This is a genomic window from Mycolicibacter minnesotensis (assembly GCF_010731755.1).
Taxonomy (GTDB): Bacteria; Actinomycetota; Actinomycetes; order Mycobacteriales; family Mycobacteriaceae; genus Mycobacterium; species Mycobacterium minnesotense.
The window spans coordinates 4,170,952-4,185,419 of sequence record NZ_AP022589.1; the positions used below are offsets into that span (position 1 = coordinate 4,170,952).

Annotated in this window: 14 protein-coding genes; 5 read left to right on the forward strand and 9 right to left on the reverse strand. The window is 66.7% G+C overall.

Going from position 1 to position 14,468, the window contains the following annotated elements:
- The 4 genes from zwf to G6N09_RS19190 are packed head-to-tail and all read left to right on the forward strand — an operon-like array spanning window position 1 to window position 3,607.
- Window positions 1-1,557 (forward strand): glucose-6-phosphate dehydrogenase, encoded by a 1,557-nt coding sequence (zwf, locus tag G6N09_RS19175; protein ID WP_083024714.1) that lies wholly within the window; start codon window positions 1-3, stop codon window positions 1,555-1,557.
- On the forward strand, window positions 1,558-2,469 hold the full coding sequence (gene opcA / locus G6N09_RS19180) for a glucose-6-phosphate dehydrogenase assembly protein OpcA (RefSeq protein WP_083024716.1): 912 nt from the start codon (window positions 1,558-1,560) through the stop codon (window positions 2,467-2,469).
- Complete coding sequence (gene pgl / locus G6N09_RS19185) at window positions 2,466-3,209, forward strand: 6-phosphogluconolactonase (RefSeq protein WP_083024719.1); 744 nt, start codon at window positions 2,466-2,468, stop codon at window positions 3,207-3,209. The genes opcA and pgl overlap by 4 nt, the downstream gene beginning before the upstream one ends.
- Window positions 3,209-3,607 (forward strand): ATPase, encoded by a 399-nt coding sequence (locus G6N09_RS19190; RefSeq protein ID WP_083024721.1) that lies wholly within the window; start codon window positions 3,209-3,211, stop codon window positions 3,605-3,607. Before pgl ends, G6N09_RS19190 begins: the two co-directional genes overlap by 1 nt.
- Before the next feature lie 61 nt (window positions 3,608-3,668).
- On the opposite strand, the gene secG is transcribed toward G6N09_RS19190, so the two are convergent.
- From secG to G6N09_RS19215, 5 genes are all read right to left on the reverse strand, one after another.
- Complete coding sequence (gene secG / locus G6N09_RS19195) at window positions 3,669-3,902, reverse strand: preprotein translocase subunit SecG (RefSeq protein WP_046188054.1); 234 nt, start codon at window positions 3,900-3,902, stop codon at window positions 3,669-3,671.
- A 43-nt stretch (window positions 3,903-3,945) separates the two neighbouring features.
- Window positions 3,946-4,731: a triose-phosphate isomerase gene (tpiA, locus tag G6N09_RS19200; RefSeq protein WP_083024724.1), complete on the reverse strand. Its 786-nt coding sequence runs from the start codon at window positions 4,729-4,731 to the stop codon at window positions 3,946-3,948.
- Window positions 4,728-5,966, reverse strand: coding sequence for a phosphoglycerate kinase (locus G6N09_RS19205; protein WP_083024726.1), 1,239 nt, complete (start codon window positions 5,964-5,966; stop codon window positions 4,728-4,730). The genes tpiA and G6N09_RS19205 overlap by 4 nt, the downstream gene beginning before the upstream one ends.
- Window positions 5,967-5,973: 7 nt before the next feature.
- Complete coding sequence (gene gap, locus G6N09_RS19210) at window positions 5,974-6,996, reverse strand: type I glyceraldehyde-3-phosphate dehydrogenase (RefSeq protein WP_083024727.1); 1,023 nt, start codon at window positions 6,994-6,996, stop codon at window positions 5,974-5,976.
- Window positions 6,997-7,099: 103 nt separating this feature from the next.
- Window positions 7,100-8,851 carry a DUF3556 domain-containing protein gene (locus G6N09_RS19215; protein ID WP_083024729.1) on the reverse strand — a complete coding sequence of 584 codons (1,752 nt, stop codon included), beginning with the start codon at window positions 8,849-8,851 and terminating at the stop codon, window positions 7,100-7,102.
- A 199-nt stretch (window positions 8,852-9,050) separates the two neighbouring features.
- Between G6N09_RS19215 and G6N09_RS19220 the strand changes: the two genes are divergently transcribed.
- Complete coding sequence (locus tag G6N09_RS19220) at window positions 9,051-9,380, forward strand: CDGP domain-containing protein (protein WP_083024731.1); 330 nt, start codon at window positions 9,051-9,053, stop codon at window positions 9,378-9,380.
- 68 nt (window positions 9,381-9,448) lie between these two features.
- Here the strand turns inward: G6N09_RS19220 and whiA are convergent, their stop codons facing one another.
- The 4 genes from whiA to uvrC form a co-directional block, all read right to left on the reverse strand.
- Window positions 9,449-10,426, reverse strand: coding sequence for a DNA-binding protein WhiA (whiA, locus tag G6N09_RS19225; RefSeq protein ID WP_109370695.1), 978 nt, complete (start codon window positions 10,424-10,426; stop codon window positions 9,449-9,451).
- A complete protein-coding gene (locus G6N09_RS19230) occupies window positions 10,423-11,502 on the reverse strand; it encodes a gluconeogenesis factor YvcK family protein (protein WP_083024954.1) in 1,080 nt (359 codons plus the stop codon). Before G6N09_RS19230 ends, whiA begins: the two co-directional genes overlap by 4 nt.
- A gap of 73 nt (window positions 11,503-11,575) precedes the next feature.
- Complete coding sequence (rapZ, locus tag G6N09_RS19235; protein ID WP_083024733.1) at window positions 11,576-12,511, reverse strand: RNase adapter RapZ; 936 nt, start codon at window positions 12,509-12,511, stop codon at window positions 11,576-11,578.
- Window positions 12,508-14,466: an excinuclease ABC subunit UvrC gene (gene uvrC / locus G6N09_RS19240; RefSeq protein ID WP_083024735.1), complete on the reverse strand. Its 1,959-nt coding sequence runs from the start codon at window positions 14,464-14,466 to the stop codon at window positions 12,508-12,510. Before uvrC ends, rapZ begins: the two co-directional genes overlap by 4 nt.
- Between the last annotated feature and the right edge of the window lie 2 nt (window positions 14,467-14,468).

The window sequence follows — 14,468 nt, forward strand, 5'->3', positions numbered from 1 at the left end:
ATGGCCGGCGCCGGGGCAGCGCGTAACGCCGCAGCGGAATGGCAGAATCCGTTGCGCGACAAGCGGGACAAACGCCTGCCCCGCATCGCCGGACCCTGCGGCGTGGTGATCTTCGGGGTCACCGGAGATCTGGCCAGGCGCAAGCTGATGCCGGCGATCTATGACCTGGCAAACCGTGGCCTGCTACCGCCCACTTTCGCCCTGGTCGGCTTTGCCCGTCGGGACTGGGCCGACGAGGATTTTGCCGACGTGGTCTACCAGGCCGTCAAGGAACATGCCCGGACCCCGTTTCGCCAGGTGGTGTGGGACCGGCTGGCGGCCGGATTCCGTTTCGTGACAGGCACCTTCGACGACGACGAGGCCTTCGCCCGGCTGGCCAAGACCCTGGAGGATCTCGACACCGAACGCGGCACCGGCGGCAATCATGCCTTCTACCTGTCGATCCCGCCCGGGGCCTTCCCGGTGGTCTGCGAGAAGCTGCACTCCACGGGGCTGGCCCGGCCACGGGACGGCCGTTGGAGCCGAGTGGTGATCGAGAAGCCGTTCGGCCATGACCTGGCCAGCGCCCATGACCTCAATGCCGTGGTCAACAGCGTGTTTCCCGAGGAGTCGGTGTTCCGGATCGACCACTACCTGGGCAAGGAGACGGTCCAGAACATCCTGGCGCTGCGCTTCGCCAATCAGCTGTTCGATCCGATCTGGAACGCCCACTACGTCGACCACGTCCAGATCACCATGGCCGAAGACATCGGCCTGGGCGGGCGAGCCGGCTACTACGACGGCATCGGCGCGGCCCGGGATGTTATCCAGAACCACCTGCTGCAGCTGCTGGCGCTCACTGCCATGGAGGAGCCGGTGAGCTTCTCCCCCGCCGAGTTGCAGGCCGAAAAGATCAAGGTGCTCTCGGCCACCCGACTGGCCCAGCCGTTGGATGAGACCACCTCACGCGGCCAGTACGCCGCTGGCTGGCAAGGCGGCGAGCACGTGGTCGGTCTGCTCGACGAGGACGGGTTCGCCCACGATTCTCGAACCGAGACGTTTGCGGCGATCACCTTGGAGGTCGACACTCGGCGCTGGGCGGGCGTGCCGTTCTACCTGCGCACCGGCAAGCGACTGGGGCGGCGGGTGACCGAGATCGCGCTGGTGTTCAAGCGCGCGCCGCACCTGCCGTTCGACGACACCATGACCGACGAACTGGGCAAGAACGCACTCGTGATCCGGGTCCAGCCCGACGAGGGAATCACGCTGCGGTTCGGGTCCAAGGTGCCCGGTCACCTGATGGAGGTCCGCGACGTCAATATGGACTTCTCCTACGGATCGGCGTTCTCCGAGGATTCGCCGGAGGCCTACGAACGCTTGATCCTGGATGTGCTGCTGGGTGAGCCCTCACTGTTCCCGGTCAACGCCGAGGTCGAACTGTCTTGGGAGATACTCGATCCGGTGCTGGAGAACTGGGCCGAGCACGACCGGCCCGAGCCGTATGTGGCCGGGAGCTGGGGTCCGCAGTCATCGTTTGACATGCTCACGCGATCTGGTCGGGAATGGCGGCGGCCCTAGATGATCATCGACCTCCCGGACACCACCACCACTGCGATCAACAAGAAACTGAATGCGGTGCGCGAGCAGGTCGGCGCGGCGACCACGGGCCGGGTCTTGACCCTGATCGTCGCCATCGGCAATGACGCACTGCTCGACGAGTCACTCGGCGCGGCCAACATTGCCAGCCAAGAACACCCAAGCCGGGTGATCGTGGTGGTCACCGGAGGCCCTGATGCGCAACAGCCCCGATTGGACGCCGAGCTGAGGATATTCGGTGACGCCGGTGCCAGCGAGGTGCTGGTATTGCGGCTGCACGGCCCGCTGGCCGAACACGCCGACGCCGTCGTGGTGCCCTTCCTGCTTCCCGATATCCCGGTGGTCGCGTGGTGGCCCGATGTCGCGCCGAAGGCACCGGCCACGGACCCGCTCGGAGCATTGGCGCTGCGGCGGATCACCGACGCCACCAACGCCCCCGATCCTCGGGCAGCGATCACGAGCCGCCGAGACGGCTACACCGCCGGCGACACCGACCTGTCGTGGAGCCGGGTCACCTACTGGCGGGCGTTGCTCGCCTCCGCACTGGATCAGCCCCCGTTCGAGCCCATCCGCTCGGCGGTGGTGTCCGGGCTGGCGACCGAGCCGGCCCTGGACATGCTGGCGGGCTGGCTGGCCAGTCGCATCGACGGTCCGGTGCGACGCACGGTCGGCGACCTCAAGATCGAGCTGATCCGCGACAGTGAGACCGTGTCGTTGAGCCGGCCACAAGACGGGGTTACCGCCACCTTGCGCCGCACCGGAAAACCCGACGCGCTGGTCCCGCTGCCCCGCCGGGTCACCGCGGAGTGCCTGGCCGAAGATCTGCGCAGACTCGATGCCGACGTCATCTATGGCGCCGCGCTGGCCGGCCTCGAAGAAGTGGAGTACCTGTGATCGTTGCGACCTATCCTGACTCCGACGCGCTGGTCGCCGACGCCGGGGACCGCCTGGCGGACGCGGTCACCTCGGCGATCGCGGCCCGCGGCCGCGCCCTGGTGGTGCTGACTGGCGGCGGTACCGGCATCGGGCTGCTGCGCAGACTCGGTGAGCATGCCGCGCGGATCGACTGGGAACGCGTGCACGTCTATTTCGGCGACGACCGATTTGTGCCTGGCGGCGATGACGAACGCAACGAGAAACAGGCCCGCGAGGCCTTGTTGGACCACGTCGGGATCCCAGCCGCCAACATTCACGCGATGGCCGCCAGTGACGGCGCGTTCGGTGATGATCTGGACGTCGCGGCGCTGGCCTACGAGCAGGTGCTGGCCGACCATGCCGAACCCGGTGAGCGCACCCCAGACTTCGATGTGCATCTGCTGGGCATGGGTGGCGAAGGCCACGTCAATTCACTGTTCCCGGACACCCCGGCGGTCATCGAGTCCGCGCGGCTGGTGCTCCCGGTCTATGACTCGCCGAAGCCGCCCCCGCTCCGGATCACCTTGACCCTGCCGGCAATCCGGCGTGCCCGCGAAGTGTGGCTGGTGGTGGCCGGGGAGGCCAAGGCCGAGGCGGTCGCCGCCGCGATCGGCGGTGCCGACCCGGTGAAGGTGCCGGCCGCCGGCGCGATCGGGCGTGAGCAGACCCTGTGGTTGCTCGACGAAGCAGCGGCCTCGCTGCTGCCCGCCACGTCATAATGAGCGCTATGGCAGACAGAAGCGCCGGATCCGGCACGGAACGTAAGCGGCTCAAGACCCTGGCTCAAGCGGCCCTGAACGCCGACGTGACGGTCGGGCAGCTCGAAGATGTGCTTGACGGTCTGGGCGGCACGATGAATGAGCTCAACAGTTCCCTGTCGAATCTCAACGCCACGATAGAACGGCTCGGGGGCGGGTTGGACCATCTCGAAGAGACCATGTCCAGCCTGGATGACCTGGCCCGCCGACTGGTCACGCTGATCGAGCCGGTGGAGGCGATCGTGAGCCGCATCGACTACCTGGTCGAAGTCGGTGAGACGGCGATGGCTCCCCTGACAGCGACCGAGAACGCCGTGCGCGGCGTGTTCAACGCCATGCGAAATCGGGTGGTGCGCTGAGGTCTGGAGGCTCGGACAGATCCGGTCGGGCCGCGGCGCGCTTGCCGCGGCCCTTTCAGACTCAGGCGTATTTGATGAGCAGGCCCACCGCGATGATCGAGGTCAGCCAGATGGCGATGACGAAGTAGGTCAGCCGGTCCAGGTTCTTCTCGACCACTGTCGAGCCGGACAGGCTGGACTGCACACCGCCGCCGAACAGCGTCGACAGGCCGCCACCCTTGGCGCGGTGCAGCAGCACCAGCAGAATCACCAGCAGGCTGGTGATCACCAAGAGAATCTGCAGCGTCAAGATCATTCCGCTACCCTACCGTTCGCCTCGGGCCAGCCCCGGCGCCGGGTCAAGGGAGGGGCCCGCCGGCGGCCAGCGCCGCCAGCATCGCGAACTGCTCACCGTCGAGTGACGCCCCGCCAACCAGGCCGCCATCCACGTCGGGCTGACCGATGAGTTCGCCGACGTTCTTGGCGTTGACCGAGCCGCCGTAGAGAACGCGGACGGTGTCGGCGATCTTGGGCGTGGAGAGCTTGCCCAGTTCGGCGCGCACGGCGGCGCAGACTTCCTGCGCGTCGGCCGCGCCAGCCACCCGGCCGGTACCGATAGCCCACACCGGTTCGTAGGCGATGACGCTCGCCCCGATCTGCTCGGCGCTCAGTCCCGCCAGTGAGCCGCGCAACTGCTCCAGGCAGTATTCGACGTGGTTGCCGGCCTCCCGGATCTCCAGGTGCTCGCCGATGCAGATGATCGGCGTCAGGCCGTGCTTGAGGGCAGCGGCGGCTTTCGCCGCGACCAGGGCGTCGCCCTCGCCGTGGTAGCTGCGACGCTCCGAGTGCCCGACCACCACAAAAGTGCAACCCAGTTTGGCCAGGAAGGCCCCGCTGACCTCGCCGGTGTAGGCACCCGCGTCGTGCTGCGACAGATCCTGAGCACCGAAGGTCAGCCGAAGCTTGTCCCCGTCGACCAAGGTCTGCACGCTGCGCAGGTCGGTGAACGGCGGCAACACCGTCACATCGACCTTGTCGAAGTACTTGTCCGGCAGCGCGAAAGCCACCTTCTGTACCAACGCGATCGCTTCGAAGTGGTTGAGGTTCATCTTCCAGTTGCCGGCGATCAACGGCTTGCGACTCATGACGCTCCTCCGTCTTCCAGGACCTGCAGGCCCGGGAGTGATTTGCCCTCAAGGTATTCCAGCGATGCGCCGCCGCCGGTGGAGATGTGCGAGAAGCCGTCATCCGGCAGCCCGAGCGCCCGCACCGCCGCGGCGGAGTCGCCCCCGCCGACCACACTGAACGCGCCCTTGGCGGTGGCCGCGGCGATTGCCTCCGCGACTCCCCTGGTCCCGGCTTCGAAGGCCGGGAATTCGAACACGCCCATCGGCCCGTTCCAGAAGATGGTCTTGGCGTTGCCCAGCAGCGCGGCAAACCGCTCCACCGAACCCGGGCCGACATCCAGACCCATCTTGCCTTCCGGAATGGCCTCGGCGGCGACGACCTCACCGGTGGCAGCAGCATCGAACTTGTCGGCTACCACAATGTCGACCGGCAACCGCAGTACGTCGGCGTAGTCATCGAGCAGCTGCCGGCAGGTGTCCACCATGTCGGCCTCCAGCAGCGAGTTTCCCACCTGCAGGCCCTGGGCGGCCAGGAAGGTGAAGCACATTCCGCCGCCGATCACGATGCTGTCGGCCTTGGTCGCCAGCGACTTGATCACGCCCAGCTTGTCGGAGACCTTCGAGCCGCCCAGCACCACGGCGTAGGGCCGCTCGGTGGATTCGGTCAGCTGCTCCAACACCGTGATCTCGGCCGCAACCAGCGTCCCCGCATACGACGGGAGCAGGGTGGCGATGTCGTAGACCGAGGCCTGCTTGCGGTGCACCACACCGAATCCGTCGGAGACGAACGCGCCCGGCGATCCGTCCGGCGCGGCGACCAGCTCGGCCAGTGCCCGGGCCAGCGCCAGGCGCTGGCCGTCGTCCTTGCTGGTCTCCCGCGCGTCGAATCGGATGTTCTCCAGCAGGAGCACGTCGCCGTCGGTCAGACCTTCGGCGCGGGCCAACGCATCGGTGCCGACCACATCACCGGCGAGCTGGACGTGGCGGCCCAACTGCTCGCTGAGCGCGGCCGCAACCGGCGCCAGCGACAGTTTGGGATCCGGACCGTCCTTGGGGCGTCCCAGGTGGGCGGTCACCACTACCTTGGCGCCGGCGTCGACCAGCGCACGCAAGGTAGGCACCGAAGCGACGATCCGGCCCGCGTCGGTGATCGTGCCGTTCTCGTCGAGCGGGACGTTCAGGTCGGAGCGCACCAGCACGCCCCGCCCTGCGACGCCCTCGGCGATCAGGTCTTGGACTGACTTGACGGCCACGATCGCGTTACAGCGACTTGCCGACGAGGGCGATCAGGTCGACCAGTCGGTTGGAGTAGCCCCACTCGTTGTCGTACCAGGAGACCACCTTGGCCTGGTTGTCGATGACCTTGGTGAGGCCGGAGTCGTACAGCGAGGAGTGCGGGTCGGTGACGATATCGCTCGACACGATCGGCGCGTCGTAGTACTTCAGGATGCCCTTCATCGGCCCCTCGGCGGCAGCCTTCATGGCGACGTTGATGTCGTCGACCGACGCCGACTTGCTCAACTCGGCGGTCAGGTCGGTGACCGAGCCGGTGGGGATCGGCACCCGCAGGGCGTAGCCGTCCAGCTTGCCCTTGAGCTCGGGCAGCACCAGGCCGATCGCCTTGGCGGCACCGGTGCCGGTGGGCACGATGTTGATGGCGGCTGCGCGGGCGCGACGCAGGTCGCTGTGCGGGCCGTCCTGCAGGTTCTGGTCCTGGGTGTAGGCGTGGATGGTGGTCATCAGGCCCTTGACGATGCCGAACTCGTCGTTGAGCACCTTGGCCAGCGGACCGAGGCAGTTCGTGGTGCACGAGGCGTTGGAGATGATGTTCTGGCTGCCGTCGTACTTGTCGTCGTTGACGCCCAGCACGATGGTGATGTCCTCATCGGTGGCCGGGGCGGAGATGATGACCTTCTTGGCGCCGGCGTCCAGGTGGCCCTTGGCCTTGGCGGCGTTGGTGAAGATGCCGGTGGACTCGACGACGACGTCGACGCCCAAGTCGCCCCACGGCAGTGCCGCCGGGCCTTCCTTGACCGCAAGGGCCTTGATCTTGGTGTTGCCCACGACGATGGTGTCGTCGCCCTCAAGGCTGACGTCATACGGCAGGCGGCCCAGGATCGAGTCGAACTTCAGCAGGTGCGCCAGGCTGGCGTTGTCGGTGAGGTCATTGACCGCAACGATCTCGATGTCGGTGTTGTTGCCCAGGGCTTTCTGTGCGTCCAATGCCCTGAAGAAGTTCCGACCGATGCGGCCGAAGCCGTTCACGCCTACCCGGACCGTCACTGGTCTCTCCTCGTGTTCTTAGATTGCTGGTGTACTGGCCGTCAGCCTAGCGGGCGTTGCGAGCGCGACGAAGTCGGGCGAAGGCAGACGTACGCCATTGTGGCTAGTGCGTGACCGAGCCCACAGGACCTTCGGTACGGCGGACGGGGAGCTCATCGCCGGGTTCAGGCCACGGTTGGCGGCTGAGTAGATCGGCCACGGCCACATAACCGGCTTCGATCAAGCCGGATCTGGCGTCGACAATCCGGTAGGCCTGCTCTTTGCGATGGATGGGTTGACCTTCGAGCACGATCACTCGCAGGTCACCCTCGGCGAAGTTGCATCGGCGCTGCACGGCGGCGAGCAGCTGTTCGTTGTGCAGGTGGCCTTCGCCGAAGTTCCATCCGATCAGCGGGCCGGCGATGATCTCGCCGTCGCGGATGCTGTAGTCGGCCAGGTTGTCGAGTGCTCGAGGCAGCAAGCCGTTGAGAGCCCGGCCTTGCAGGTGCATGGCTCGGAAGGCCCCCGGAACCTTGTCGGCGACGAGGTCGGCGGTGGCCTGGTCGTAGAACTTCGCCAACTGGTTGATGACCAGCTTGGAGCTCTTGACCACGTTGGCCTCTACGGTGTCCTCGGTTCCGGCGCGGAAGCACCAGAAGCTGGCGGCCCAGTTTCCGGCGTAGTAACGCATCGCCGGCAGGAAGGAGATCTGCTGCGGGAACATGTTTCCTGCGACCGGGATGACGACCAGCCCAATGAGCAGGATCGCGATCAGCAGCGGTGAGCGCAGTTCAAAGACGCTGACTTCGGGGTGATACCCGAAAAGGAAGAACAGCGAGAACAGAAAGAAGACATTCCACTCCAACGGCACCCCCATCGGGAGGTTGGACAAGATGTTGAGGTGAAAGATCACCATGAACGCGATCAGGAACCACCGCCATGGGTGATCGCCGGCGACGAGCACCAGTAGTGCCGGCACGACGAACTCAGCGGTGGTACCGCCGACGTGTGCCATCAGCTGCGGTATCCGGGTGGGACGAAGATCGTTCAGGTGATCCCGGTACATCAGGTGCTTGAGCCCGGTGAACACCTTGGCACGCAGCAGGGCGTTGTTGCTCGTCATCACCGCGACCACATAGGGAAAGTGGTGGTTGAGTTTTGACGTTGCCGCGCCCCACCACAGGCCGAGAATGATGAGTTTGAATGCGGCCATCTGATCGATGTAGGGAAAGAAGAAGACGAGCAGGGTCAGTCCGTAGTGCTCGGCGCGCGCGGCCAGGAAGATCGTCTTGTCCCGCAGGCCCAACAGTCCCAGGGCGACGATCATCGGCACCATCAACACCGGGTCGAGCAGGCCCACGGGGCCGGGCTCACCCTGCCCGGGCGACAGCAACGCCCAGACACCGGAGCCGAGCACGACGGTATACAGCGCGATGTCGATGACGGTTCGGCTGTCGCCGCGCGTCAGCGGCACTTTTCCGGGCCAGGGCGGCAATCGAATTGTGTTGGGCCGCAACCAATAGAGCACGCCACCGATGGGTGGCCAGAATCGGGCCGTCAGAGGACCCGAACCGCAGCCCAGACCCAGGATCTCGAACAGCAGACTGAAGACGACGAGTTTCTGATAGACGATCGGCTGTGTCCACCATTCGGCGATGCGGCCGAGCCCGCCCAGGCCCGGCGTCACGGCGATGACTGCGGCGGCGCCGACGGCATATGCCGCGATCTTGAGCAGGTAGATCAAATAGACCCCCGACGGAGTCCCGAAGCCCTCTTCGGCCCAGTGCCGGCTGCAGACCTGGATCCGGGTAGCCCACGGGGTGGACCGCCACGTTTCGGGGTCGACATCGGGAACCGTCGGTTTGATGAACCCCATGCTGTCCTCACTCCTTGCCGTATGCCCGTTCTGTTATAGCGGTAAGAGCAGACCTACGAAGGTGATTCGGGTGGGCCGGTATCGGCGCGGAGGAATTCGTCTCGTCGCGGGCACCTTGGCCGCGCCGGCAACCCACCCAACCGGCATAGTGCATCATCACCTGATCGGACCCTTCACAACCACAGGGAGAACCGCACGAATGAGGCATCGCATCATCGGGATCGTCACTACAGTCGCGGCGGCCGCTGCGACCATCGCCGCGATGTCTGCCGCACCGGCGGCCCTGGCCTACCCCGGCGACCCCAACCCCGGATGTGAGTCAGGCGGGTTCTTGAATGCCACCCTGTTCTGTGACGGACCGATCCGTCCCGACGGCACCTGGCAACGGTGCTGGTCGTGGCAGGCGAACTACACCGGCGCCTTCGACGGTAACCCCGGCTTCTACTCCCCGGCCGGACAGATGTGCGCGGTGATCAGCGAAGAAAATTTCCAGCCCGCCATCAGCCCGCACTACCACATCGGCGATTGACCGCCGAAGCCTCTTAATCGATTGCGCCCCAACGGTTCTGCCGCCGCGCCGCGGAGAGCAGCCGCCGGTCAGGCGTCTTCCAGCAACTCCGGGGTGACCGCGGACTCGGTGTCGGGAATACCGTCCTGTTTGGCCTTGCGGTCGGCCATCGACAGCAGCCGCCGAATCCGGCCCGCCACGGCGTCTTTGGTCATCGGAGGGTCAGCAAGGCGACCCAGCTCCTCCAGCGAAGCCTGCCGGTGTTCGACGCGCAGCTTGCCGGCCGTGGCCAGATGGTCCGGCACCGTATCGCCGAGTATCGCCAGAGCGCGTTCCACCCGGGCCGCAGCCGCCACGGCTGCCCGCGCCGACCGGCGCAGGTTGGCGTCGTCGAAGTTGGCCAGCCGGTTGGCGGTCGCCCGCACCTCGCGACGGATCCGGCGCTCCTCCCAGACCAGCCGGGTGTCCTGGGCGCCCATCCGGGTCAGCAGCGCCCCGATCGCCTCCCCGTCGCGCACCACCACTCGATCCGCACCACGTACCTCGCGAGCCTTGGCGCTGACGCCGAGCCGGCGCGCCGCACCGACCAGCGCCAGGGCCGCCTCTGGGCCCGGACAGCCGACTTCCAGTGCCGACGAGCGACCGGGTTCGGTCAGCGAGCCGTGCGCCAGGAATGCCCCACGCCAGGCGGCTTCGGCGTCGCCGACGCTGCCACCGACAACCTGGGCGGGCAGACCGCGCACCGGCCGCCCGCGCAGGTCCAACAGCCCGGTCTGACGGGCCAACGCCTCACCGTCCTTGGTCACCCGCAGCACGTAGCGGGTGCTCTTGCGCATCCCGCTGGCGGTCAGCACGTGCACGATCGCGTTGTAGCCGTACAGATCGAAGATGTCCTTGCGCAACCGCCGCGCAATCACCCCCAGGTCCACTTCGGCCTCGACCACCACCCGGCCGGCCACAATGTGCAGCCCGCCCGCGAAGCGCAACAGCGCCGCCACCTCAGCGCGGCGCGCACTCACCGAACTGACCACGAGACGGCTCAGCTCATCTTTGACTTCGGCCGTCATCGCCACGCCTTGTCACCTCCCGGCCCGAGACCACTCGGTCCACTCACGCCGGTTTGCCGGCCCCCAACCTCGGCCTGCGTCGCGACCGGAGTCGGAACGGTCAACGTCGATGCGTCGATCTTCCGAACCCCGTCCAGCGCAGCCGCCAACTTTCCTGGGTCATGTAAAGGTGTACCAGGTCGAGCCACATCCACGAATTGAACCTCGGCCCCGAACAACGTCGCGGCACGCCGCAGCTGCTCGCGTTCGCGCTCACTGGGCACCCGGCCCGCGTCGATGATGATGTGGTCCACCGTGAAACCGGGTGCATGCTGCGCCAGCACATGCAGATGCCGCTCCACGGAGAACCCGGCGGTCTCCCCCGGTTCGGCCACCAGGTTGAGCACCAGGGCACGGCGAGCCGTGGTCTTCTGCAGCGCTGAGGCCAGTCCCGGCACCAACACATGCGGGATCACGCTGGTGAACCACGAACCCGGACCGAGCACCACCAGGTCCGCCGACATGATCGCGTCCACCGCCTGCCGTGTGGCCGGCGGGTTACCCGGCAGCAGCCGCACCCGGCGCACCTTGCCCGGCGTGGTCGCGACGGCCACCTGGCCGCGGATCAGGCGGAACAGCCGGGGATCGGCGTCGAGACCCGACACGTCTGCCTCGATCTGCAACGCGATCGGACACATGGGCAGCACCCGGCCCTTGACGCCCAGCATCCGACCGAGTTCGTCCAGCGCGGCGACGGGGTCGGCGAGCACCTCGTTGAGGCCGGCTAGGAGCAGGTTGCCGATCGGATGCCCCGCAAGTGCGCCGGTTCCACCGAATCGGTGCTGCAGGACGGTCGCCCACAACTGGCCGTTCGGGGTGTCGGATGCCAGCGCCGCCAATGCCATGCGGAGATCTCCGGGAGGCACCACGTCCAACTCGCCGCGGAGCCTGCCCGACGAGCCGCCGTCATCGGCGACGGTGACCACCGCCGTGACATGCGGCGTAAGCCGGCGCGCGGCCGACAACGTCGCGTACAGGCCGTGCCCACCTCCGAGTGCGACGATGCTCGGATTTCCTTGTGCGGGCTCAACGCTCAACGGCGCCACTCTCCCCCGCTAACGGGCGGTGTCCCCGCCTCATCGCTACGAACCATATCGTCACCGGCGCAACTCATTCGCGGCCCAGATCGCGGTGCAACACCCGAACCGACAGCTCGTCGTCGTCGTCCTGGGAGTCCAGCAGGCGCGCCAGGGCTTCGGCGATGGCGACGCTGCGATGTTTGCCGCCGGTGCACCCGATGGCCAGGGTCATGTATCGCTTTCCCTCTCGTCGATAGCCACCGACCACCAGGGTCAACAGCCGGTGGTAGCTCGCGAGGAACTCGTCGGCCCCCGGTTGGCTCAACACGTAGTCGCGCACGGCGGGATGCTGGCCGGTGTGCGGCCGCAGTTCGTCGACCCAGTGCGGATTGGGAAGGAAGCGCACGTCCATGACCATGTCGGCGTCCATCGGCAGGCCGTACTTGAATCCGAAGGACTCCACCGTGATCGAAGTCGGGGCGCTCACGGCGTCACCACCGAACATCTCCTCGATGCTCTCCCGCAACTCGCGCACGCTGAGCACCGAGGTGTCGATGACGAGGTCGGCCACCGCGCGCACCGGTGCCAACATGATCCGTTCGGCAGCAATGCCCTCGGTGAGCGTCTGCTGGCCCTGCAGTGGGTGACTGCGTCGGTTGTGCTCGTAGCGGCGGATCAGTACGTCATCACCCGCCTCCATGAACAGCACCCGGGGATTGATGCCGCGGGTGGCCAGTTCAGTGCGCACCGAGTCCAGATCACCGGTGAACCCGGCCGAGCGGACATCCATCACGACCGCGAGCTGCGTGATCCGCGACCCCGCCGCCAGGCCCAGATCCACCATCCGGGTGATCAGGTCTGGCGGCAGGTTGTCGGCGACGTACCAGCCCAGGTCTTCCAGGACTTTCGCTGCGGTGCCACGCCCCGCTCCGGACAGCCCGGTCACAAGTACGACGTCGATGCCGGCGCCGTCTCCGGGCCCGACACCGGCGCGTTGGCGCACGTCCTTCGGTGATTCCGTGGTCATCCCGACATCCGTTGCTGTTCAGCGGCGCCCGCCGCGCCGTCGGCTCCCAGCGCCTCGAGAACGGCGGCGGCGGTCGCCGCACCGATCCCCGGGATCGAAGTGAGCTCTTCGACGGTAGCCCGTTTGAGCCGCGCCACCGAACCGAAATGCGAGATCAACACCTTGCGCCGATGCTCACCAAGGCCGGGCACCGCGTCCAGCACCGACTCCGTCATCCGCCTGGACCGCTTGCTGCGGTGGTAGGTGATGGCAAACCGGTGTGCCTCGTCGCGAATGCGCTGTAGGAGGTAGAGTCCTTCGCTCTGCCTGGGCAGGATGATCGGATCCGGTTCGGAGGGCACCCACACCTCCTCCAACCTTTTGGCCAGGCCGATCGTGGCGACGTCGGTGATGCCCAGCTCAGCCAGGACCGCGGCCGCGGCATTGACCTGGGGTGCACCGCCGTCCACCACGTACAGATTCGGCGGGTAGGCAAACTTGCGTGACCGTCCCTCCGGGGCAAGGGTCTCCGCGTCCAAGTGCCGGCGGAATCGGCGCCGGGTCACTTCGGCAATCGACGCCACGTCATCGGAGCGGCCCTCACCGGCGGCCTCCCGGATCGCGAAGTGGCGATAGTCCGACTTGCGCGGCAGCCCGTCCTCGAAAACCACCAGGGAGCCGACGACATCGGTGCCCTGAACATGGCTGATGTCGACGCACTCGATGCGCAGTGGAGCGTCAGCCAGCCCAAGCGATTCCTGAATATTCTGCAGTGCAGCAGATCTGGCGGTGAAGTCACCAGCACGCTTCATCTTGTGTTGCTGCAGTGCGTCTTTGGCGTTGCGCTCGACTGTCTCGGCCAGGACCCGCTTGTCGCCGCGCAGGGGCACCCGCAGCGAGACACGTGACCCCCGCAGCTCCGACAGCCAACTGGTCAGCTCCTCAGCGTTGGCGGGCAGGCACGGCACCAGGACCTCACGCGGCACCGGATTGGTCGGCTCGTCTGCTGCACTGTCCAATTCGGCCTGATCGCCGTAGAACTGGGTGACGAACTGCTCTACCAGCCCTTCCAGTGAACTCTCGGCATCGCCGGGGTCACCGGGCTTTTCGACGATCCAGCCACGCTGGCCACGCACGCGTCCACCCCGGACGTGGAACACCTGAACCGCCGCTTCCAGCTCGTCATCGGCGAAGGCCACCACGTCGGCGTCGGTACCGTCGCCAAGCACCACGGACTGCTTCTCCAGCGCTCGCCTCAGGGCCGCGACATCGTCCCGCAGCCGGGCGGCGCGCTCGAAGTCCAGCTCGTCGGAGGCGGCCAGCATCTGCTGTTCGAGGCTGCGCACCAAACGATCGGTCTTGCCGGCGAGGAAGTCGCAGAAGTCATCCACGATGCGCCGGTGCTCTTCGGCACTGACCCGACCGACACACGGCGCCGAGCACTTACCGATATAGCCGAGCAGGCAGGGCCGACCGATCTGCTGGTGCCGCTTGAACACACCGTTGGAGCAGGTACGCGCGGGAAAGACCCGCAATAGCAGGTCCAGCGTCTCGCGGATCGCCCAGGCGTGTGAGTAGGGCCCGAAGTAGCGCACTCCCTTGCGGCGCGGCCCGCGGTAGACCATCAGCCGCGGGTACTCCTCATTTAGGGTGACCGCCAGCACCGGGTAGGTCTTGTCGTCGCGGTAGCGGACGTTGAACCGCGGATCGAACTCCTTGATCCAGTTGTATTCCAACTGGAGCGCTTCGACTTCGGTGTTGACCACTGTCCACTCGACCTTGGCGGCAGTGGTCACCATCTGGCGGGTTCGCGGGTGAAGTCCGGCGATATCGGCGAAGTACGAGGTCAGGCGCGACCGCAGGCTTTTCGCTTTGCCCACGTAGATGACTCGACCGTGCGGGTCGACGAACCGGTAGACGCCGGGCCCCACGGGGATGGACCCGGGCGCCGGACGATAAGTCGCGGGGTCTGGCACGC

Coding starts and splice junctions, on each gene's coding strand:
- rapZ (WP_083024733.1), bottom strand. CDS start 12,511: ATGACCACGGAATCACCGAAGGACGTGCGCCAACGCGCCGGTGTCGGG.
- whiA (WP_109370695.1), bottom strand. CDS start 10,426: ATGACGGCCGAAGTCAAAGATGAGCTGAGCCGTCTCGTGGTCAGTTCG.
- opcA (WP_083024716.1), top strand. CDS start 1,558: ATGATCATCGACCTCCCGGACACCACCACCACTGCGATCAACAAGAAA.
- G6N09_RS19215 (WP_083024729.1), bottom strand. CDS start 8,851: ATGGGGTTCATCAAACCGACGGTTCCCGATGTCGACCCCGAAACGTGG.
- G6N09_RS19190 (WP_083024721.1), top strand. CDS start 3,209: ATGAGCGCTATGGCAGACAGAAGCGCCGGATCCGGCACGGAACGTAAG.
- tpiA (WP_083024724.1), bottom strand. CDS start 4,731: ATGAGTCGCAAGCCGTTGATCGCCGGCAACTGGAAGATGAACCTCAAC.
- secG (WP_046188054.1), bottom strand. CDS start 3,902: ATGATCTTGACGCTGCAGATTCTCTTGGTGATCACCAGCCTGCTGGTG.
- zwf (WP_083024714.1), top strand. CDS start 1: ATGGCCGGCGCCGGGGCAGCGCGTAACGCCGCAGCGGAATGGCAGAAT.
- G6N09_RS19220 (WP_083024731.1), top strand. CDS start 9,051: ATGAGGCATCGCATCATCGGGATCGTCACTACAGTCGCGGCGGCCGCT.